The organism is uncultured Bacteroides sp. (assembly GCF_902491285.1).
Classification (GTDB): domain Bacteria; phylum Bacteroidota; class Bacteroidia; order Bacteroidales; family Bacteroidaceae; genus Bacteroides.
Window position 1 is genome coordinate 13,715 of record NZ_CABUHK010000063.1, and the last position, 20,926, is coordinate 34,640.

The 20,926-nt window shown below is 44.6% G+C and carries 9 protein-coding genes; all 9 read left to right on the forward strand.

What is annotated here, in order from left to right:
• The first annotated feature begins 302 nt into the window (after positions 1–302).
• The 9 genes from RDN93_RS15500 to RDN93_RS15540 all read left to right on the forward strand — a co-directional run bounded on the left by RDN93_RS15500 (position 303) and on the right by RDN93_RS15540 (position 20,827).
• A complete protein-coding gene (locus RDN93_RS15500; RefSeq protein WP_308746356.1) occupies positions 303–3,377 on the forward strand; it encodes a TonB-dependent receptor in 3,075 nt (1,024 codons plus the stop codon).
• Positions 3,378–3,401: 24 nt separating this feature from the next.
• Positions 3,402–5,009 carry a RagB/SusD family nutrient uptake outer membrane protein gene (locus RDN93_RS15505; RefSeq protein ID WP_172503596.1) on the forward strand — a complete coding sequence of 536 codons (1,608 nt, stop codon included), beginning with the start codon at positions 3,402–3,404 and terminating at the stop codon, positions 5,007–5,009.
• 31 nt (positions 5,010–5,040) lie between these two features.
• Positions 5,041–6,744, forward strand: coding sequence for a DUF5017 domain-containing protein (locus RDN93_RS15510; protein WP_135038184.1), 1,704 nt, complete (start codon positions 5,041–5,043; stop codon positions 6,742–6,744).
• A gap of 18 nt (positions 6,745–6,762) precedes the next feature.
• Positions 6,763–9,375: a glycerophosphoryl diester phosphodiesterase gene (locus RDN93_RS15515; RefSeq protein WP_308746357.1), complete on the forward strand. Its 2,613-nt coding sequence runs from the start codon at positions 6,763–6,765 to the stop codon at positions 9,373–9,375.
• Between the two features lie 3 nt (positions 9,376–9,378).
• Entirely contained in the window at positions 9,379–12,807 is a 3,429-nt protein-coding gene (locus RDN93_RS15520) for a hypothetical protein (RefSeq protein ID WP_308746358.1), read from the forward strand.
• Positions 12,804–14,855 (forward strand): SGNH/GDSL hydrolase family protein, encoded by a 2,052-nt coding sequence (locus RDN93_RS15525; protein WP_308746359.1) that lies wholly within the window; start codon positions 12,804–12,806, stop codon positions 14,853–14,855. Before RDN93_RS15520 ends, RDN93_RS15525 begins: the two co-directional genes overlap by 4 nt.
• Positions 14,856–14,871: 16 nt before the next feature.
• The gene (locus tag RDN93_RS15530) at positions 14,872–17,367 is read left to right on the forward strand and encodes a glycoside hydrolase family 3 protein (protein WP_288785311.1); all 2,496 of its coding nucleotides are present in this window, start codon (positions 14,872–14,874) and stop codon (positions 17,365–17,367) included.
• Positions 17,368–17,434: 67 nt separating this feature from the next.
• Positions 17,435–19,693, forward strand: a complete 2,259-nt coding sequence (locus RDN93_RS15535) for an FAD-dependent oxidoreductase (RefSeq protein WP_308746360.1) — start codon at positions 17,435–17,437, stop codon at positions 19,691–19,693.
• Between the two features lie 108 nt (positions 19,694–19,801).
• Positions 19,802–20,827 (forward strand): GntR family transcriptional regulator, encoded by a 1,026-nt coding sequence (locus RDN93_RS15540; protein WP_135038193.1) that lies wholly within the window; start codon positions 19,802–19,804, stop codon positions 20,825–20,827.
• The last annotated feature ends 99 nt before the right edge of the window (positions 20,828–20,926 follow it).

A 20,926-nucleotide genomic window follows, 5' to 3' on the forward strand; every position in this document is an offset into this window, starting at 1 on the left:
TTGTTTATGGGCTTTCTGGAGAATCCTGCAGGAATGATTATGCTTTTTTCTTTAAATTTATTTGGAGTTTAATAAATAATCACTATGTTTGCAAAGTCTAGCAGACCAGAGTAGACCAGTTGCTAGCGTTGAAAACTTAGATATTCCATTTAAATTGTTAACGAGAAATTAAGTATTGCACCATGAAGAACGCAGTTATTTCAAAAGCGAAGTGGTACATTAGATGCTGTAGTCTTGTGTATTTATCTATTTCCTTTTCTTCTGTAGTATATTCGGCAGAAGATGTTTCAAAAATAAACAGTGTGGAGGTTGCCCAACAGGCAAAAACGCGAACGGTAGTTGGCTCGGTGATTGATTTTGAAACAGGAGAACCAATTATCGGGGCTTCTATAGCAGTCGCCGGGAAAAGTGTGGGTACTATCAGTGACTTGGATGGGAACTTTTCTATCCGGGTGGATGGCGATAACATAAATCTGGAGGTTTCTTTTATCGGATATGAGAAGCAGACGGTGACGGTAGCGGATGGAAAGAAACTGACTGTTCGCTTGCGTGCCGTTTCTGAATTACTGGAGGAAGTGGTAATTACTGCATATGGTTCCGGACCTCGTAAGGATTTGACAGGGGCTATAGCAAAGGCGAATGTGCAAGATATGCGTAAAGCGCCGGTTTTTAACTTTGAAGAAAGTCTTGCAGGGCGTGTAGCGGGTGTACAGGTAACTTCGTCCGACGGGCAGCCGGGCAGTGATTTGCAGATTGTCATTCGCGGTAATAACTCGGTAACTCAGGATAATTCTCCCTTGTATGTAGTGGATGGCTTTCCGCTGGAAATGGCGGTGGGAAATATGCTGAATCCCGAAGAAATAGAGTCTATCGAAATCTTGAAAGATGCGTCGGCTACGGCTATCTATGGTGCAAGAGGTGCGAACGGGGTAATTCTGGTGACTACAAAGAAAGGAAAGGTTAGTTCGCCTACCGTGACATACAGTGGCTGGGTAGGTGTACAGCAAATTATCAAGCAGCAGGAAATGCTTGATCCTTATGAGTTTGTACGCTATCAGTTGGAAGCGGACTACAATGTTTACAGTAAGCGTTATTTGGCTGGCGAAAGGACATTGGAAGATTATCGCAACATCGAAGGTATCAACTGGCAGGACAAGGTGTATAGGGATGCTTTGGTGCATAGCCACAATATAGCTGTCAGGGGTGGTACTGAAAAGACGAGATACTCTGTTTCAGGGTCATTGGTAGATCAGCAAGGTATTATGCTGAATAGCGGTTACAAAAAATATCAGGGGCGTTTCGTGCTCGATCAGACTATTAATAAGAAGATTAAAGTGGGAATTAATGCCAACTATACATATTCAAAGAAATATGGTACTATTGTATCTGAATCGCAGACCAGTCCTACGGCTAGCTTGATGTATGCTCTGTGGGGGTATCGCCCGGTGGCAGGTGTCAATGACGGTGACTTGCTGAACGACCTGTATGATGAATCAACTGACCCGACTACCGATCTTCGTATCAATCCCTTAATGGCTGCAGAGAATGAGTATAATCCGTTGTTCACTTACAATTTTATTGGCAACGCTTATTTGGAATATAAAATATTGAAAAATCTGACCCTGAAGATTACGGGTGGATATAACAAGATACACCAACGCAAAGAAGTCTTCTATAACTCTAATTCGCGAGGAGGCCATCGTCATACCAACAATAAGGTGAACGGTTGGATCACCAACACGGAGCGGACAAGCCTGTTGAATGAAAATACACTGACTTATAATGTTCCTTTAAAGAAGGGACACCGTCTGAAAGTTCTGGGTGGCTTTACCGTGCAGGATAATAGTACGTTTATTGATGAAATCAGAGCAATCAATGTCCCTAATGAGGCATTGGGAATTGCCGGACTGGATGAAGGCGAACTGACTTCCGCCACTATCAGCAAGACGGACAACGGTTTGGTTTCTTATTTGGGAAGAGCAGACTATAATTATAAGTCCAAATATCTGCTGACCGTTTCATTCCGTGCCGATGGTTCGTCGAAATTCCCGAAAGATAACCGTTGGGCTTATTTCCCGTCTGCTTCTGCCGCGTGGGGATTTGGTGAAGAGAAATTCATAAAAAATATCAAATGGATCAGCAGCGGTAAGCTGAGAGCCGGTATCGGTACGACGGGTAATAACCGCGTGACGGATTATGCAGCATTGACAGCCTTGCAGATAACGGCAGATTCCGGATATAGCACAGGCAACACGCCGGGTAAAGGGGTAGTGCCGAAAACGCTGGGAAATCCCAAACTGAAATGGGAGACTACCGCGCAGACCAACATCGGATTGGATATGTCATTCCTGGATAGCCGGATTTCGTTCACGGCAGATTATTACTATAAGAAAACGAAAGATTTGCTGTTGAATGCTACGTTGGCACCGAGCATGGGGTTCTTGTCCGCCTATCGGAATGTAGGATCGGTTTCCAACTCAGGACTTGAGTTTACTATTGACACTAAAAACATACAGACGAAGGAATTTTCCTGGACTTCCAGCTTCAATATCTCGTTCAACCGCAACAAGGTGTTGTCACTGAATGATGACGAGCCGAGCCTGGCAAGCCGTGTGAACTGGGGTAACTTCAACAACGCTTATCCGTATATCGCCATTCCGGGACATCCGATCGCCATGTTCTACGGGCATATTTTTGACGGAGTTTACCAATATACCGATTTCGATAAGGTAGGAGAATCGTATATATTGAAAGACGGTGTCCCCAATAATGGAAATGCACGTGAGAAGATTCAGCCGGGAGATATCAAGTTCAAGGATATCAATCGCGATGGGGTGGTGAACGACTATGACCTGACTATTATCGGCAACCCGAACCCGAAACATATCGGTGGTTTCGGCAATAACTTCCAGTACAAGAACTTCGACCTGAATGTATTCTTCCAATGGAGCTACGGAGGCGATGTGCTGAATGCTAACCGCATTGAGTTTGAAGGTGGCGACCCGAATGCCCGTACTTCACTGAATATGTTTGCTTCTTTTGCCAACCGCTGGACTCCCGAGAACCAGACGAACGAACTCTACCGGATAGGTGGACAGGGACCGGCTGTTTATTCATCGCGTACCATTGAAGACGGTTCTTTCCTGCGCCTGAAAACGGTTGCTTTAGGATACAGGCTGCCGAATGCATGGCTGAAAAAGATAAATATCAAGTCGTTGAGAGTATATGCTTCTGCGCAGAACCTGATTACCTGGACCAAATATTCCGGACCGGATCCGGAGGTTTCCACCCGTCCCACGGCACTGACGCCTTCTTTCGACTGGTCTCCTTATCCAAGGCCGAGAACTATCACTTTAGGAGTTGACATTTCTTTTTAAACCTTTAAAATCAAAACGTTATATATGAAGCATACTATATTGTTATGGATGACCGTATGTCTGTTGGCAACTTCCTGCTCGAACATACTGGATAAAGAACCGGACTTCGTTTCTCCTGATTATTATTACAATACGGAAAGCGAACTGTTGCAGGCGTTGAACGGAGTGTATAATCGTCTGATTGACACAAACGGAAGAATGTACAGTAAGGGACTTTTCAGCTTCTTTGTGCTGAGCGATGAGTCTTTTTATACCAATAATTTTAACAACACTAATATCCGTGCGGGTGCAATGGATGCCGCTGATTTGGATGTCGGACGTTTTTGGGAAGTGCTGTATGAAGGAGTGAACAGAGCCAATCTTCTGCTATATAGCGTTGAGGACAAAGAACTGAGTACGGATGTGATGAAAGCTGCCAAGGGAGAGGCTCTCTTCCTGAGAGGATATTACTATTATCTGCTGACCACTTTCTTTGGTGAAGTGCCGTTGAAACTTACTCCGACAATGTCTGCCAATGATAACTATCTGGCGAAATCGCCACTGGCGGATATTTACAAACAGATTGTAAAGGATATGCAGGAAGCGGAAAAACTGGTATTGGATATTGATGCGCTTGGCCATAATGAGCGAATCTCCAAAACGGGAGTTCAAGCTATCCTGGCAAGGGTGTTCCTGAAAATGGCGGGTGAGCCGTTGAAAGATGAGGCACGCTATGAAGATGCTTTGGAGTATGCCAACAAGGTGATTGCTTCGACAAAGCATGAGCTGAATTCGGATTATGCGCAAATCTTTATCAATCATTCGCAAGATATCAATGATAACAAAGAGTGTATTTGGGAAGTGGGTATGTATGGCAATAAAATCGGTACGGTCGATTTGGCAGGTTCCGTAGGAGTGGAGAATGGCATCTTGTGCCGTGACGAATCAATTGGTTACTCCGGTGGTGCGATGAAGGCTTCTAAAAGACTCTACGACTCGTATGGGGAAGGTGACTTGCGCAGGGACTGGAATGCTGCTCCTTATTATTATAATGTAGTGGAAGAAACAAAGGTCAATGAAGAGACCCAGGAGGTAGAAGTGGTTCAGGTTACTAAAAAAGTAATGTTCTCGGCTACTCAGATATATAATCGTAATCCGGGAAAATGGAGAAGAGAGTACGAGACAGGACAGAAAGCCCGGCTCTTCAACTCCACCAACTTTCCTGTTATCCGTTACAGTGATGTCCTGCTGATGAAAGCTGAGGCGGAGAATGAGGTCAACGGCCCAACCGATGAGGCGTATGACGCAATCAATCAGGTGAGAAGAAGAGCCTATGGGAAACCGGTTCATACCGCCGATGCAACGGTGGATCTCCCGGCGGATTTGGCTAAGACGGATTTTTTGGAAGAAGTGAAGAAAGAACGGTTCAGAGAACTTTGCTTTGAAGGTATGCGCAAACTCGACCTGCTTCGTTGGGGAGAATATGTAGCTACAATGAAGGCTTTTGGAACGGAAATTTCAACGACTGCTCCGTCAGAATTTAAATATGCGAGCAGGGTAGGAGAGAATACGACAGACCGTAATGTGCTCTTCCCGATTCCGAATACAGAGATTACCGTAAACAAGCTGATGACTCAGAACGAGGGGTGGTAATTGATTTTTATCCTTTTTAAAATAATCGAACATGAAAAATATAATAAGATATTGCGGTTTGTTACTTGTGGGGCTGGTTTCCTGCGTGGAAGATGAGGCTCCAAGTGTGGAACTGAAGGTGGCGCTGGATAAACAAGTCTATCAGGTGGGCGAACCTGTGACTTTCAAACTGAACGGAAATCCGGATAATATAGTGTTCTATTCGGGAGAGGTCGGGCATAACTATGCTTATAAAGAGAGATATCACGCAGATGGTGACCTGTTGGTCAATTTCAACTCCTGGGTGCGTTACGGAGATATTTATCATAACTTGAAATTCTTGGTATCTTCTGATTTCAGTGGAGTCTATGACAAGGAGAATGTGGAAGCAGCTACATGGATTGATTTATCCGATAAGTTCCGTTTCTCGGTAGGAGATGATCAGACTCCTTCCGGAGAGGTGAATTTGAAAGAGTATGTCGGTGCGGCCGAGGATGCCAAGTTGTTTGTTGCATTCCGTTATGAGGATGAAGAAAAGGCACAACAGAATAATTGGATTATCCGTTCCATCACACTTGATTGTGTTTCTGCTGAAGGCGTGCGAAGTAACTTGGCTACGATGCCTACTATGGGTTGGAAAGTCGTTGATTTTGAGAATACGGCTGTGACATGGAATACTTCTTCTACCAGCCAAATACAGATAAATGGAGGAAATAACCAGCCGAAGAATGTGGACTGGATTATTTCGCAGGCTTTTGATGCCCGGAAAACCACTCCCGATACGGGGGTTGCATTGAAGAATATCAGTACGACGATGGATGAGTATAAGTATATATATACTAAACCGGGAATCTATGAGGTTGTATTTGAAACGACATCCGACTGGTACAATGGCAGTGATCATGGATTGACAAGACTGACTGTAGAGGTGCGAGGTACGGTGGAAGAAGAGATTCCCGCTTCGTTGAGCGTTTTGCCGGATAAGGTGGAATGTAAGGCGGGAGAGCCTGTAACGTTTAGCCTGACGGGTAATAATGCCAACAATGTAGTTTTCTATTCCGGAGAAAGCGGACATAACTTTGACTTCAGGGAGAGATTCTATGCGGATAATGATATGGTGGTGAATTTCTCGACTTGGGTGCGTTATGGTGAGATCTATCAGAATCTGCAGTTTCTGGTATCTAATGATTTTAATGGTATTTATGATGAAGAAAGTGTGGAGGCTGCCGATTGGGTTGATTTGTCTGAGAAGTTTACATTCTCGTCAGGAGTGGATCGCACTCCTTCCGGAGAAGTTAGTTTGAAAGAGTATGCAGGTGATGACCCGAACGCTCAACTTTATGTGGCTTTCCGATACAGGGATACTGAAAAGCCCAGGCAGAATAATTGGATCGTTAGAGCAATAACCCTTGATTTGATTTCTCCTGAAGGCGTAAGGAATAGTTTGGCGGCGATGTCTACAATGGGGTGGAAAGCTGTCGATTTTAAAAATCCCGCTGTAACATGGAATTTAGTTTCTTCCAGTCAGATATTGATTGACGGAGGGGCAAACCAACCGGAAAATGATGATTGGGCTATATCGAAAGCTTTTAATCTCAGAAAAGGTACTCCTGATAAGGGAGTCTCTCTAAATAGTGTCACTTCCAGAGATTACGTACATACTTACAATACTCCCGGCATTTATAAAGCTGTATTCGACTGGTATGACGGAAGTAATTACTCGCAAGTGAAATTAAATATTGAAGTAAAAGAATAACTGATAAAAATGAAAGGGATGCCAAAGAATTTCATTAACTATTTTTCTATAGGTGTAGCACTAAGCTTGTCTGTCGCTTTACCGGCCCAGGAACTGTCGGTAGTGCGATTGGCTAACGACCAACTTGAACTCAGGTGGAAAAAGGATGCCGACGGATATACTTTGGAAACGCTGAAAGTGAAGGGATCCGACGGATGGAACTCTATGGAAACTGCCAACTATCAGCATAACGTTTTATACGCTACGTCCAAACCCGGAACCACATCGCAGAAACTATATGACAATACGGGAAAAGAGATTCTTTTCCCAGCTCCACAGTATCGCTACATTATCCCTTCATGGCAGCAGAATACCAATGCTGTTGCCTTGAATAAGGCAGGGGAGAATCTGGTTTTTCACCCTTCCTCTGTAAAACGTATTTCCGATACGGAGCTCTGTTTCCGGTACGAAGATGAAACGATGCGCATTACAGAAAAGTGGTGTCTGGATCCGGTTCATCAGAATGATATTAAAGTTGATTTCATCTTGTATCCCAAGAGGGACGGCTATTATTCTTTGGCAACTCCTTCGCTGGTTTCAATAGATAAATATAATTTTCAGTGGGCTACTGTTCCTGGAATATTTCAGGGGAATGCCATAAACACGGATTTTGTGCAAGCGTATGGTTATGGGCAGGGAATCCCCGATGTACCGGTGGTGGCAAGAGAACGCACCGCTTCTACATTGTCCGCATTGATAACGGACAAAAAGGGCGTGACCGTTGCCGTCACAGCCGAACCGGGTACGGGCAGGGATCCTTGGCCGAAGGATAAAAAGTTGCATGCGGAATGGCAACTCGGATTGTCGGTCATGAACCGGGAAGGAGAGTTCTCCCCTACGCTTTATCATCCTGTGTTGGGAGAGAAGAACTCATCGGTTCATGTAGGGGACAGTCTCTCTTTCTCTTTCCGTTATACCATCCGGAAAGCGGATTGGTATGCTGTACTGAAACATGCGATTAATGATATTTATCGTTTCACTGATTTTCTAAAGTTGAAACAGACCAAGTATTCATTGACACAGAGGCTTTACGATATGCACGCATACCTTACTAATGACAGTACTTCCAAATGGCACAACCACGTATATAAGGGAGTGACGATTGGAGCACAGGATTATCTGGGTGGTGTGTATGATTCGGAAAAAGACGCCATGAAAAACTCCGATTACGGGGCTATGTGGATGCTGGCAAAGTTGACGGATGATCCTCGTCTGACACGGAAGAGACTGCCGAATGCGTTGAATTTTAAACTGATGCAACAACATGCGGAGAAAGATTTCTTATATGGCTCTTCTGCCGGACAGTATTATTTGTATAAGAGTAAACGGTTCACCGAAGAGTGGGGACCTTATACGGAACCCATTGCTACTACTTATTACATGTTGATGGACATGGGCAATATCCTGCTTTTCGAACCACAGCAAAAGGAACTGAAACAGCACGTCAGACTGGCTGCCGACCGTTTGTTGGAATGGATGAAACCTAACGGACAATGGGAAGTGGCTTATGAGAACAAAACATTGGAACCCATCTTTACCGATATTGCGGACTTGCGGCCTACGTTTTATGGACTGTTGATTGCTTACGAGATATTGAAAGATAAGAAGTATCTGCAAGCTGCCATACAAGGAGCGGACTGGTATGTGGAGAACGCTGTAAGGAAAGGACATTTCCTGGGTGTTTGCGGTGACACACGTTTCGTGCCGGATTTTGCGACAGCACAAAGTGTACAGGCTTTGTTGGAACTGTATAATGTGACAAAAGACGAGAAGTATAAAGAAGCGGCTATATCGGCGGCTAAGATTTATACGGCATCGGTTTATACGCATCCTATTCCGACAGAAACGGTGAAACAGGTAAAAGGGATAGCCCGGAAAGACTGGGAAATCAGTCAGGTGGGATTGAGTTTCGAACATGGTGGGGTGGCCGGTTCAGCCAATCACCGCGGACCGATATTATTAGCCAGCCATGCCGGAATGTTCGTACGGATGTATGGGCTGACAAAGGACTCGTTATTCCTGAATATGGCACGTGCCGCAGCCATAGGAAGAGATGCGTTTGTGGACTTGAAAACGGGAGTCGCTTCTTACTATTGGGATTCGATGAATAATGGGGCGGGACCTTATCCTCATCATGCCTGGTGGCAGGTGGGATGGATTACCGACTATTTATTGTCTGAAATATCCTTGCGTTCAAATGGCAAGATAACTTATCCGGGTGGATTCATCACTCCGAAAGTGGGGCCTCACCAGACTTATGGCTTTGCGCCCGGCATCGTATTCGGTACGAAAGCCGATTTGATAATGCGTCCGGGGTTATTCAAACTGGATAATCCTTACGTGGAATATATGACTGCTGTGAACGGGAAGGAGAAGATCGTTTTCCTGATCTTGCTGAACAATGATGATGAAAAGCAGTCCTCTTTGATTGAAATGGATGCGGAATGTCTGTTCCTCGGAAAAAAGATCCGTGTGAAAGACGTATCTTGCCTGGATAATCAAGGCCGTTCCACACCTTTGGATGGCGTGGAAAACTGGAACGTAACGACTGATGCGTATGGCTTGACAGTTCTAAAGATTAAATATAAATAGGATATGGACATAAATTACCGGATAATAAAGAACTTTGTTTGCACCCTTCTTTTTGTGATCGTAGGACTAGACACGTATGCACAGAAAGATAAATATTTGATTGAAGCTGAGGCTTTTCAGTTCAAAGGAAAATGGTCAGCGGATAGATCGGCCGATTGTATGGGCAGTGCCATGCTTCGTTTGAACGGTGGTGGAAGTCTTGATGAACAGTTTGATGCGCTTACGGTCGTCAATATAATGGAAGAAGGGGACTATAACGTATGGGTAAGGTCGGCGGATTATGAGAAATTGCCGGGGACGCGCTTGTTCCGTTTGAGTGTGGATGAGAAACCGATGAAAGAATCGGGGAAACACGGTAAGGTCGGATTTTATTGGGAAAATGTGGGCAATGTGCAGTTGAAAAGAAAAAAAGTGCTATTGCGCTTGCATGATACGAAAAAGAACTTCGGCCGGTGTGATGCGATTCTATTGGTGAAAGATCATTCTGTCAATCCCAATGAGATGGATAGGAAGGAGATTGGAAAGTGGAGAAAAAATCCCGTTAAGGTAGAAACGAAAGGAGCGGGTTTCGACAATGTGTCTACTCCGCTTTTATTGTCGCCTGATGCGGAAATGGTGGCTAATATAGAGAATCCGGATATCCGGTTGAGTTTTGTAAAAGCCGGAGCGAATAACCAAGCGATTGCCTGCCGGACGGAAATCAAGGTGAAGGGAATCTGGCGCCGTTTCCTGTCTACTATGGAAGATCATAAGGTGTTTCTTATCACTGCGGAGCAAAGTCCGGTGGATAATGATAAATTCTTTCCTTCCTGGAAGAATGCGGTATCGAAAAGGACATTTACCGTAGGGGGGAAAGAATACACGGTGCAGTCTGACGAGGATTATCTGAATCCTTATGTGGCGGGAGTTCTTAGCGAGGCCATTCCGGTGAAAGCGGTGAACAAGGATAATAAGACTATTGAAGTACAGTATATCACGAAGAACGGCTCTACCGTCACGGGTTACTGGACGCTGCCCGCCAAAGGAAATCATATCGAGGTGAGGTTGTCCTGTCGTCCGGCTACAGACGGAATGTACAGTATGGGGCTTTCAGCTTTCCAACCTGTGCCCCAGCCGAATATGAGCAACCTGCTTCTTCCGCCGATGTTTCAGTATAAGCGTGTTTCTTCACATCCGGTGATGATGCTTTCTTCGATGATGCAACAACCGTTGGCTATTGCTGAATCTACCACGCCTTTGGGCGGAGTGATGTCGTCATTTATATGCGGAGACGATACGACTTTCCCGCAGGAATGGGGAAGTGTGGATTTCTCTCCGATGGGATTCTCCGTCAAGAATGAACAGAATGTAGTTCAGCCGGTGGCTTTTGCTCCCGTGATGGGGATGAAGGACTCCCGCGTGAAGGCAGGGCAGGTGATTGAGCGTAAGTTTGTGGTGGGCATACTTCCGACGGGCTGGAATGAGGCGGTGGAATATATTTCGGAGCAAGTATATAAGGTGAAAGATTACAGAAAACAAAAGGATGTATCACTGACTGAAGCAATGTTCAATATATTGGATTTGATGCGTAACGAAGAGTATGGCGGTTGGGATGCAGGTCTTAAAGGGTTCTATGATATTGAAGGAGATCCGGAAACGGCTCCGACGGTAGTGCACGCTGCTCCTTTGGCTATTGTCGCTGCTTCTGTCTTCTCGGAAGATGAAGAGTTTTATCTGTCACGCTCTTTGCCGACAATAGAATATACATTGTCCCGGAGCGGATACAGATGGGCTACGGACTTGGTGCCGGGCGGATATAACAAAACGCTTGAGACACTCCGGCTCAATCCTTTTCATTCGCAGTTCAACACTTCTTATTACGAAGGCTTACATCGTCTTTTGGGAGGGCTGAACCCGTGGCTGACTTCCATCGCCTTGCCGGGTGATACCTTGAGGAAAACAAAGGGATATTCTACGCAGGTTCTCTCGTGGGTGCAGGCAATATCTGCCTATAACCTTACCGGAGATGAGAAATGGAAACGGATGGCTACTTCTACAGCCGACCGGTATATAGACTTGCAGATATACAGGAACTCATCCCAACCGGTAGGTCTGATGTCTTTTTATAATACGAATGTGTATGCTCCGTGGTGGGATCTGATTGATCTGTATGAGTTGACAAAAGAAGAGAAATATCTGAAAGCGGCACAATACGGCGCTTCTAATACGATTGCGGGTATCAGAAGTTACCCTGTGGTAAATGAAGGTTCGCAGACGATTCATCCGGGAAACCGTTTTGATGGAAATACAAACCTGTGGTGGAAAGGGAAAGAGAAATTCCGCCTGGGATTCCCCCGCGTGGCGAATGATGCACAGGAGAAGCAAGTGCCGGAATGGCTTGTTTCGCCGGTCGGACTGGGGTTTGAACAGCCTTCGACTTATTTCCTGCGGACAAAGGGGAAACAAGTGCGTCCGGTCTTTATGAGCAACTGGGCTCCTCATCTGCTTCGTCTCTTTCAATATACTCGTAAGCCTATTTATGAGACTTATGCCCGGAATGGAGTCATCGGGCGATTTACAAATTATCCGGGATATTATGCCACCGGATATACGGACATTACCCTGTCACCGGATTTTCCTTATAAGGGACCGGATGTAAGCTCTATCTATTACCATCATATTCCGCCCCATTTGGCATTTACGTGGGATTATCTGGTGTCTGAGGCGATAGAACGTTCCAGGGGGAATATCTATTTCCCATCCTGCAAGCAGGAAGGCTTTGTCTGGTTTACAAACCGTATCTACGGAAATGAGAAAGGGAAGATATTTGGAGACAGCAAGGCGAAACTTTGGACAAAGAAAGGATTGGTTCAAGTGGATAATCCGACAGTAAATTATCTGACTGCGGTTTCCGATAAATATTTCTGGGTGATTCTGTCCGGTGAGTCCGAACAGGAAGAATCATTGACTGTCCGTTTGGACGCGGTTGCCGGATTAGTAGGTCAGGGTGATATTGTACAATATACGGAGAAGGGGAAAACGGCAAAGATAAGCAGGACTGGAAATACGGTTAAGGTTTCTGTTCCGGGAAAAGGTTTCAGGGCTTTGGCGTTTCCTTTGGCCGAACCTCGCAAAGAGACCCGTTATCCTGTATTGAAGAATGGAATGGAGGTGGTTGATATGGGAGAACCTTTCGGTAAGGTGTTCTTATTCCGTATCCGTTCTCCGTTCGGATGGGATTCTGTGTATGGATTCGCTGAAACTGCACCGGCTAAGGATAGAGAAATGTCCGTTGCGGTGGAATGTAACGGACAGGCTTGCACGGTTGCTTCTTATCCGTTCGAATGGAGTTTTTATAAATTGAAGATGGACGAGAAGGCCGTTGTCAAAGTAACGGTGAAATCGAAAGGACAGACAGATAAAACGAAGGAAATAATACTTAATTCAAAATGAAGATGATAAAAATACGACAACTGGGAACTGTTCTTGCAGGAATGGCGCTAATGACCGTACTTCCCTGCGCTTATGGACAGAGCCGGGCTGATTTGGACAAGATTGCCGCTTCGCAGGGAGGAGCTTCGCCTTTGGTGTACACAACGGCGGATAAGGAAATTCCATTGATACAACCTGGCGGTTATTATAATGAAAAAGAATGTACAGTAAGAAAGGGACTTCCCAATTTCTATTCAAAAATAAAGAAAGGACAGGAAGTCACAGTTGCCTTTATCGGTGGAAGCATTACACAAGGAGAATATTGCTATCGTTTGCAAACCACCCGGTATATGGAAAATGCTTTTTCCAATGCCCGTTTTAAGTGGATTAATGCCGGGGTGTCCGGTACGGGGACGGATTTGGGCGCTTTCCGGATTCGTGAACAGGTGTTGCAATACAAGCCGGATCTTATTTTTATTGAATTTGCAGTAAACGGCGGTTATCCGGATGGCATGGAAGGGATGATCCGAAAGATTATAAAAGAGAATCCTCATACGGATATTTGTTTGATTTATACGGTTTATACGAACCAGATTACTACTTATCAGAAAGGGGATATTCCGCAGGTGATTAAGGGACTGGAAGACATAGCCGCACATTATCAACTCCCTTCCATTCATTTGGGAATGGAGGCGGCAACACTCGAAAAGGCGGGTAAGCTGCTTTGGAAAGGTAATAAAGAGGTGGCTGCCGGGAAGATTCTGTTTTCTAATGACGGGATTCACCCTGTCGCTGAGGGAGGAAATTTGTATGCATCCGCCATTGCCCGCGGATTAGAGAAGATACGGAAGGGAAATGGTGCTTTGCAGGCACATAGGCTTCCGGAACCGTTAATCGGTTCGGAATGGGAAGAAGCCGAAATGTATATTCCTTCACAGATTGCTTCTTTTGACAGGTCATGGAAAGAAGTGAATACGTCAGAGAACCCTTCTTTAAAGAAATTTGCCGGATGGTTTGATACAGTGATGACCGGCAGTAAGGAAGGGGCGTCGTTTTCCTTTGGCTTTGAGGGGGATATGCTCGGATTGTTTGATATTGGCGGTCCGGAGGTAGGACAGGTGGAAGTTCTGGTTGACGGAAAATTTGTTCAGTTGAAAGAGGTGGGTACTAAAGGTTTTCATCTGTATGAAGCGAATGACCGTATCGGGAATTATACGTTGAATCGTTTTAATTCCTGGTGTAACAATCGCTATCGCGGACAATATGACGTGATTAAGTTAGATAAAGGTGTTCATCAGGTGACTGTCCGGATTTCTTCGGAGAAGGCTGACAAGAAAAAAATACTCGGCAGTAAGCAATGGGAGGATATAACGGCACATCCCGAAAAGTATGACCAGTCCGTAATCTATTTGGGCAGGATACTTTTGCGTGGCAAGCCTGTTCCGTGTGAACGCGTAAAGGGAGTGCCTAAACTGGCACAACAACTGAAGTGGGATCAGAAGATGAGGCGTTATGAGAAAGCGGATTCCGTCAATCCGCCGGCAAAGGACTTGATCCTTTTTGTGGGTAGCTCGACGATGGAGAACTGGAAATCCCTGGCGGATGATTTTCCCGGGAAGCCGGTACTTAACCGGGGTGTTTCCGGCACGAAGACGATAGATTTGATTAATTATAAAGACCGCCTGATAAGCCCTTATCAACCTAAGCAGATTTTTGTTTACGAAGGGGACAATGATATTGGCTACAAATGGACTCCAGACGAAATACTGGCTCAGATCAAGAGGTTATTCTTTATTCTCCGGAAGGAAAAGCCGGAAGCGGAGCTTGTCTTTATCTCTATCAAACCGTCTGTACGGAGATTGAAGGATAAGGAAAGGATAGAGCAGACAAATGCCTTGATAAAAGAATTTGTGGAGCAACAAACGAATGCTGCCTACGCTGATATATATACCCCGATGTTTACAGCGGACGGAGAATTGTTTCCGGAGCATTATCGGGAAGATGGGCTACATCTGACTGCCGAAGGGTACGCTGTGTGGAAAAAGGTTATCTCCAAATATATTAAATAACAAATAGTAAAATAGAATGATGAAGCATTTAGTGATCGTTGGAATTTTAAGTTGTTTTTCTATGAGCGGCTTTGCTCAGATATACAAAGATAAGACAGCTTCTGTGGAGGACAGGACGAATGATTTGCTCCACCGCATGACATTGGAAGAAAAACTAGATTATATAGGAGGTTATAAAGGCTTTTATATAAGGGGAATCGAACGTCTGGGCGTTCCCGAAATAAAACTGACGGACGGGCCTGTCGGTACGCATAAAGACGGTAAGTCGACAGCTTATCCGGCAGGAGTGCTGACTGCTTCGACCTGGAACAGGGAACTGGCATATGAATTAGGAAAACAATTGGGAAGAGACTCAAGGGCGCGTGGCGTACATATATTATTAGGTCCCGGTGTGAATATTCTTCGTTCTCCTTTGTGTGGAAGAAACTTTGAGTATTTTACGGAAGACCCGTACCTGAACTCTCAGGTGGCAATAGGTTATGTCAAAGGATTGCAGGATCAGAGGGTAGTGGCTACTCTGAAACATTATGCTGCAAACAACCAGGAATGGGATCGCAACAATGTAAGTAGTGACATTGACGAGCGGGTGTTGCATGAAATTTATCTGCCCGTATATAAGGCTGCCATTCAGGAAGCGGGTGCGGGCGCCGTTATGGATAGCTATAACCCGGTGAATGGGGTTCATGCCACGCAGAATGATTATTTGAATAATCAAGTGTTGAGAAAACAATGGGGATTTGATGGAATTGTAATGAGTGACTGGTCGGCTACGTATGACGCTGTCGGTGCGGCCAATGGTGGTCTGGACTTGGAGATGCCGCGTGGAAAGTGGATGAATAAGGAGAATCTGATTCCTGCGATAAAAGCCGGGAAAGTGAAGGAAGCAACTATTGATGAGAAAGTGAAGAGAATCCTGAGAGTTATGTTTCGGTTCGGCTTTTTTGATAATGAGCAATTGGATAGTTCTATTCCATATAATAACCCGGAAGCGGCAAAAGTGGCATTGGAACTGGCTAGAGAAGGCGTTGTATTATTGAAGAATGAGAATGGGCTACTTCCGTTGAACCCTTCAAAAGTGAAGTCGGTTGCCGTGATTGGCCCCAATGCGAACTCTTATATATCGGGAGGTGGGAGTTCTTATACATTCCCGTTCCATTCTGTTTCGGTATTGGAGGGGTTGAAGAATGTCGGACAGGATCTTCAGATTTCTTATGCGCCCGGCGTGCCTACTTTGACAGAAACGGTTGCCAATGCAGTTTTTTACACAGAAGCGGGAAGCCGGACTAAAGGACTAAAGGCCGAATATTTTGATAATATCCGTTTGAAGGGTACACCGGCAAAAACTGTGATAGACACGATTGTCAATATTGGCAATGGCTGGCATATTGCTGCCGAGAATAAAGGCATTCCGTATGACCACTGTTCCATGCGTTGGAGTGGAGTTGTACGTCCGGAGAAAAGCGCTGATTATCGGTTCATAGTCAGAGGGTTCGACGGGTTCCGTTTGAAAGTCGGTACGGAAATGGTGATTAATGAGTGGAGAGACCAGGGGATAACGACTCGTGAGGTTGTATTGGCAATGGAAGCCGGTAAGGAATATCCTGTTGTTCTTGAATATTTTGCTAATGTGCATCCTGTTGATATTTCTTTCGGATGGAGAGAGGATAAGCTACTCTTTGATGAGGCTGTGGAAATTGCCGGAAAGTCCGATGTGGCTATTGTGAATATAGGATTTAATGAGAGCAGTGAACGTGAAAGTAATGACCGGCCTTTCGAGTTGCCCGAGTATCAGGATAGTTTAGTGCAGTGTATCACTGCTGCCAATCCGAATACGGTTGTGCTGCTGAATGCCGGCGGGAATGTGGATATGTCGAAATGGATAGATAAGGTTCCTTCCTTGTTGCATCTGTGGTATGCCGGTCAGGAAGGCGGGACGGCTGTTGCTGAAATCCTGTTCGGGAAAGTGAATCCCAGTGGAAAGTTACCCGTCTCTTTTGAAAAGAAATGGGAGGATAATCCGGCTTATCCATATTACTATGATGCGGATGGTGATAAACGGGTAGAGTATAAAGAGGGACTTTTCATGGGGTACAGGCATTACGATGTCAGTGATACGAAACCTCAATTTGCGTTCGGTTATGGATTGTCTTATACCACGTTCAAATACTCTGACTTGCGTGTAAACAGGGAGAAAGGCAAAGACTTGCTGGTTAAGGTCAGGTTTACTGTAAAGAATACAGGGAAATATGACGGCTCGGAAACGGCCCAGGTATATGTTCGCCCTATCCATCCGAAAGTCGAAAGACCTTATAAGGAACTTAAAGGGTTTGCCAAGCATTTTATTAGAAAAAACACCGGGCAGGAAATGGAAATAACTTTGGACAAGGCTGCTTTCTCCTATTACAAGACGGAATTGAAAGACTTTGATTATGATGCGGGAAGTTATGAAATACTTGTTGGAAGTGCGTCCGATGACATCCGGTTACGTAAGGTAATAAAGATAGAAAAGTAGGTTTAGAGCTAAAATAGAAGTAAAATTAATTAGATACGAGAAGATGGTACTTGATAAGTTTAATAGTGTGAGAATATTTAATACAGATACGATTCAGACTGATTTTGTAATAGTAGGCGGAGGTATTTCAGGGGTTTGTGCTGCCATAACCGCGGCTCGGCAAGGCTTGAAAGTGGTGCTTATACAAGATCGTCCGGTACTGGGAGGAAATGGTTCCAGCGAGATAAGGCTGTGGATGCTCGGAGCAACTTCTCACATGGGAAATAATAATCGCTGGGCACGTGAAGGTGGTGTGATAGATGAGATTATGGTGGAGAATACGTTCCGCAACCCGGAAGGCAATCCGATAATCTTTGATTCTGTCATGCTTGACAAGGTGGTGAGCGAACCAAATATAACTTTATTGCTGAATACCTGCGTGTATGAGGTGAAAAAGAGTTCCAGCCATAAAATAGAAAGTGTCCGGGGATTCTGTAGCCAGAACAGCACCATGTACGAAGTGTCTGCTCCTTTGTTTTGTGATGCTTCCGGTGACGGTGTTGTCGGTTTCCTTTCTGGGGCTCCTTATCGCATGGGAGCGGAGAGCAGAGAGGAGTTTGGCGAAAAGTTTGCGCCGGCCGAGGATTATGGCGAGCTTTTGGGGCACAGCCTGTACTTCTATACAAAGGATACCGGTCATCCGGTGAAATATGTGGCTCCTTCTTATGCGATGGATGTGACGAAGACTGTTCCGCGGTTCCGTAGTTTCAATGCAAAGGAACATGGCTGTAAACTATGGTGGGTTGAATACGGAGGCGACTTGGACACAGTGCATGATACGGAGCAAATTAAGTGGGAACTGTGGAAAGTTATTTATGGTGCTTGGGATTATATCAAGAACTCGGGCAGATATCCGGAAGCGGAGACTATGACACTGGAGTGGGTAGGCTGTATTCCTGGAAAGCGGGAGAGCAGAAGGTTTGAAGGCGACTATATGCTGGTTCAGCAGGATGTCATAGAGCAAAGACATCATGAGGATGCGGTTTCCTATGGTGGATGGAGTATTGATTTGCATCCGGCAGCCGGTGTGTTCGGAGAAGAGTCGGCCTGTAACCAGTGGCACTCGAAAGGGGTATATCAGATTCCTTATCGTTGTCTTTACAGCAGGGGCATTGACAATCTTTTCCTTGCCGGAAGAATCATAAGTACATCACACGTCGCTTTCGGCTCGACCCGTGTGATGGCTACTTCTGCGCACAGTGCACAGGCTGTTGCGATGGCTGCGGCTATTTGTCTGAAAGAGAATATCTCTCCGAGGGAAGTCTATTCTTTGGGAAGAGTGCCTGAATTGCAGGCAAAATTATCAAGAATGGGTCAGTATATCCCTGATATGGCTATAAAAGATGAGGAGAATCTGGTAGCGAAAGCCACTTTGTCTGCATCCAGTGAATATTGTTTTAAGGGTTTTCCGGCTGATGGTGGGATGCAGGTTTTGGATGAGTCTGTTGCTCAAATGATACCTTTACATAAAGGGGATGTGTTGGGAATGGTGAAAGTTGGACTTGCTGTTTCCGAAGCGACAGAGTTGGAAGTAGAGCTTCGTGTAAGCAGCAAACCGTTCAATCATACTCCGGATGTTACTTTGGAAGCGAAGACAGTCTCCTTGTGCCAAGGCAGGCAACAGTTGGAGCTGACTTTTGAAGCCGTGATACCGGAAGAACAGTATGCTTTCCTTGTTTTCAAGAAAAATCCTCTGGTGCAATTGCAATATACTCAGGAAAGGATAACTGGAGTTTTGTCTGTGTTTAACACCATTAATGAGGCTGTATCCAATTTTGGGAAGCAGACTCCTAAAGAAGATATCGGCATTGAGGAATTTGAGTTCTGGTGTCCGAAGCGCAGACCCGGAGGGCATAATATCGCTGTCCAGTTGGAAAAGGACTGCCATATTTTTTCTGTTTCAAATATTAATAATGGCATTGACCGTCCGGTTCAGTCGCCGAATGCTTGGGTTGCAGAGTTGGATGACCCTGCTCCGGCTTTGACCATCAAATGGGACTCGGCTGTACATATCGGAAAGATGTCTCTCTTTTTTGATACGGATTTTGACCAGCCGATGGAAACGGTTCAGATGACGCATCCGGAGAATAAGATGCCTTTCTGTGTGGAGAAATATAAAATATACGATGGAGAGAACCGGTTGATTTATGAGAAAACAGACAACCATCAGTCGATAAATGAGTTTGTATTTCCGGAGAAACTGGTGACCGATGAGATTAAAATTGTGTTGGAGCATCCTTCAGAAATGATTCCGGCAGCTTTGTTTGCGGTGAAGTGCTATGAATAGTTCAAGATATTTTGAATGAGATATTAATATGATTTTGTCTATTCAATCGTTTGCTTTATCATGGTATTTAAGTATATTTGCTAAATATTTATTTAAGTCTTGGTAGTAATGCAGAACCAGAATCTTGATGTAACAGAACAGAAGAAACCCGCTTCACGGATGAAGTACCTTCAATTAGTGGATTATATTAATTCACTGATTGAAGACGGGACTCTTCAGATAGGTGACCAGATACCTTCATTGAACCAATTACAGACACAATTGCACATGAGTAAGGAGACTTTGTTGAAGGGGCTGAACTACTTATTGGAGATGGGAGTCATCGAAGCGATTTACAGGAAGGGGTATTTTGTGAAAAAAATATCTATAAATCATTCTTATCATGTGTTTTTGTTATTGGATAAGATGAACGTGATGCGTGAACAGATTTATCGCTCTATTTTCAATGCTTTGAAAGATGTAGGGGATATTGATATTTACTTTCATCATCATAACTATAAGGTTTTTGAAAAGCTTATCAAGGAGAATCTGGGTAATTATACACATTATATTATAGCTACTTTCCTGAAAGAAGATGTGACGGATGTCTTGAACCTGATTCCGGCGGAGAAGAGAATAATCATAGATTATAATCAGCAGGGATTGAGTGGTAACTACAGTTGCATCTATCAGGATTATGGCTATGATATTTATTGCAGTCTTCTGCAATTGCAGGATAGATTGAAGAATTATGAGAAACTGATTCTGATAGCACGTCCGGAAGCGATTCATGCGCAGCAGGTCATTGATGGTTTTCTGCGTTATTGCGTCAAGAGCGAACTTCCTTATTCCATAGAATCGAATGTGGAAGAGAAGAATTTCCGTAAGGGGAATGCTTATATTACGTTTAGCCGGTATGATACGGACGATGTGGCACTGATTAAGTTGGCAAAGAAGAATGGCTATGAATTGGGCAAAGAAATAGGTTTGATTTCTTATAATGATACCGCTGTGAAGGAGATATTAGAAGGGGGAATCACTGTTATCTCCACAGATTTTGAGATGATGGGGGAAACGGCTGCATCTGTAATCCTGGACAGAAACACAATCTATAAGCGTAATCCGACGAAGGTGATTATACGTAATTCTCTTTAATAAGATACTTCATAAATGATACCAAATAAAAAAGCCACCCTCTTAGGTGGCTTCTTTTTTGCTCTTCCTCTTGGACTTGAACCAAGGACCCTCTGATTA

What these genes read in the sequence shown, in the direction of transcription:
- RDN93_RS15505 (WP_172503596.1), top strand. Translation starts at nt 3,402, where the DNA reads ATGAAGCATACTATATTGTTATGGATGACCGTATGTCTGTTGGCAACT.
- RDN93_RS15510 (WP_135038184.1), top strand. Translation starts at nt 5,041, where the DNA reads ATGAAAAATATAATAAGATATTGCGGTTTGTTACTTGTGGGGCTGGTT.
- RDN93_RS15515 (WP_308746357.1), top strand. Translation starts at nt 6,763, where the DNA reads ATGCCAAAGAATTTCATTAACTATTTTTCTATAGGTGTAGCACTAAGC.
- RDN93_RS15520 (WP_308746358.1), top strand. Translation starts at nt 9,379, where the DNA reads ATGGACATAAATTACCGGATAATAAAGAACTTTGTTTGCACCCTTCTT.
- RDN93_RS15525 (WP_308746359.1), top strand. Translation starts at nt 12,804, where the DNA reads ATGAAGATGATAAAAATACGACAACTGGGAACTGTTCTTGCAGGAATG.
- RDN93_RS15530 (WP_288785311.1), top strand. Translation starts at nt 14,872, where the DNA reads ATGATGAAGCATTTAGTGATCGTTGGAATTTTAAGTTGTTTTTCTATG.
- RDN93_RS15540 (WP_135038193.1), top strand. Translation starts at nt 19,802, where the DNA reads ATGCAGAACCAGAATCTTGATGTAACAGAACAGAAGAAACCCGCTTCA.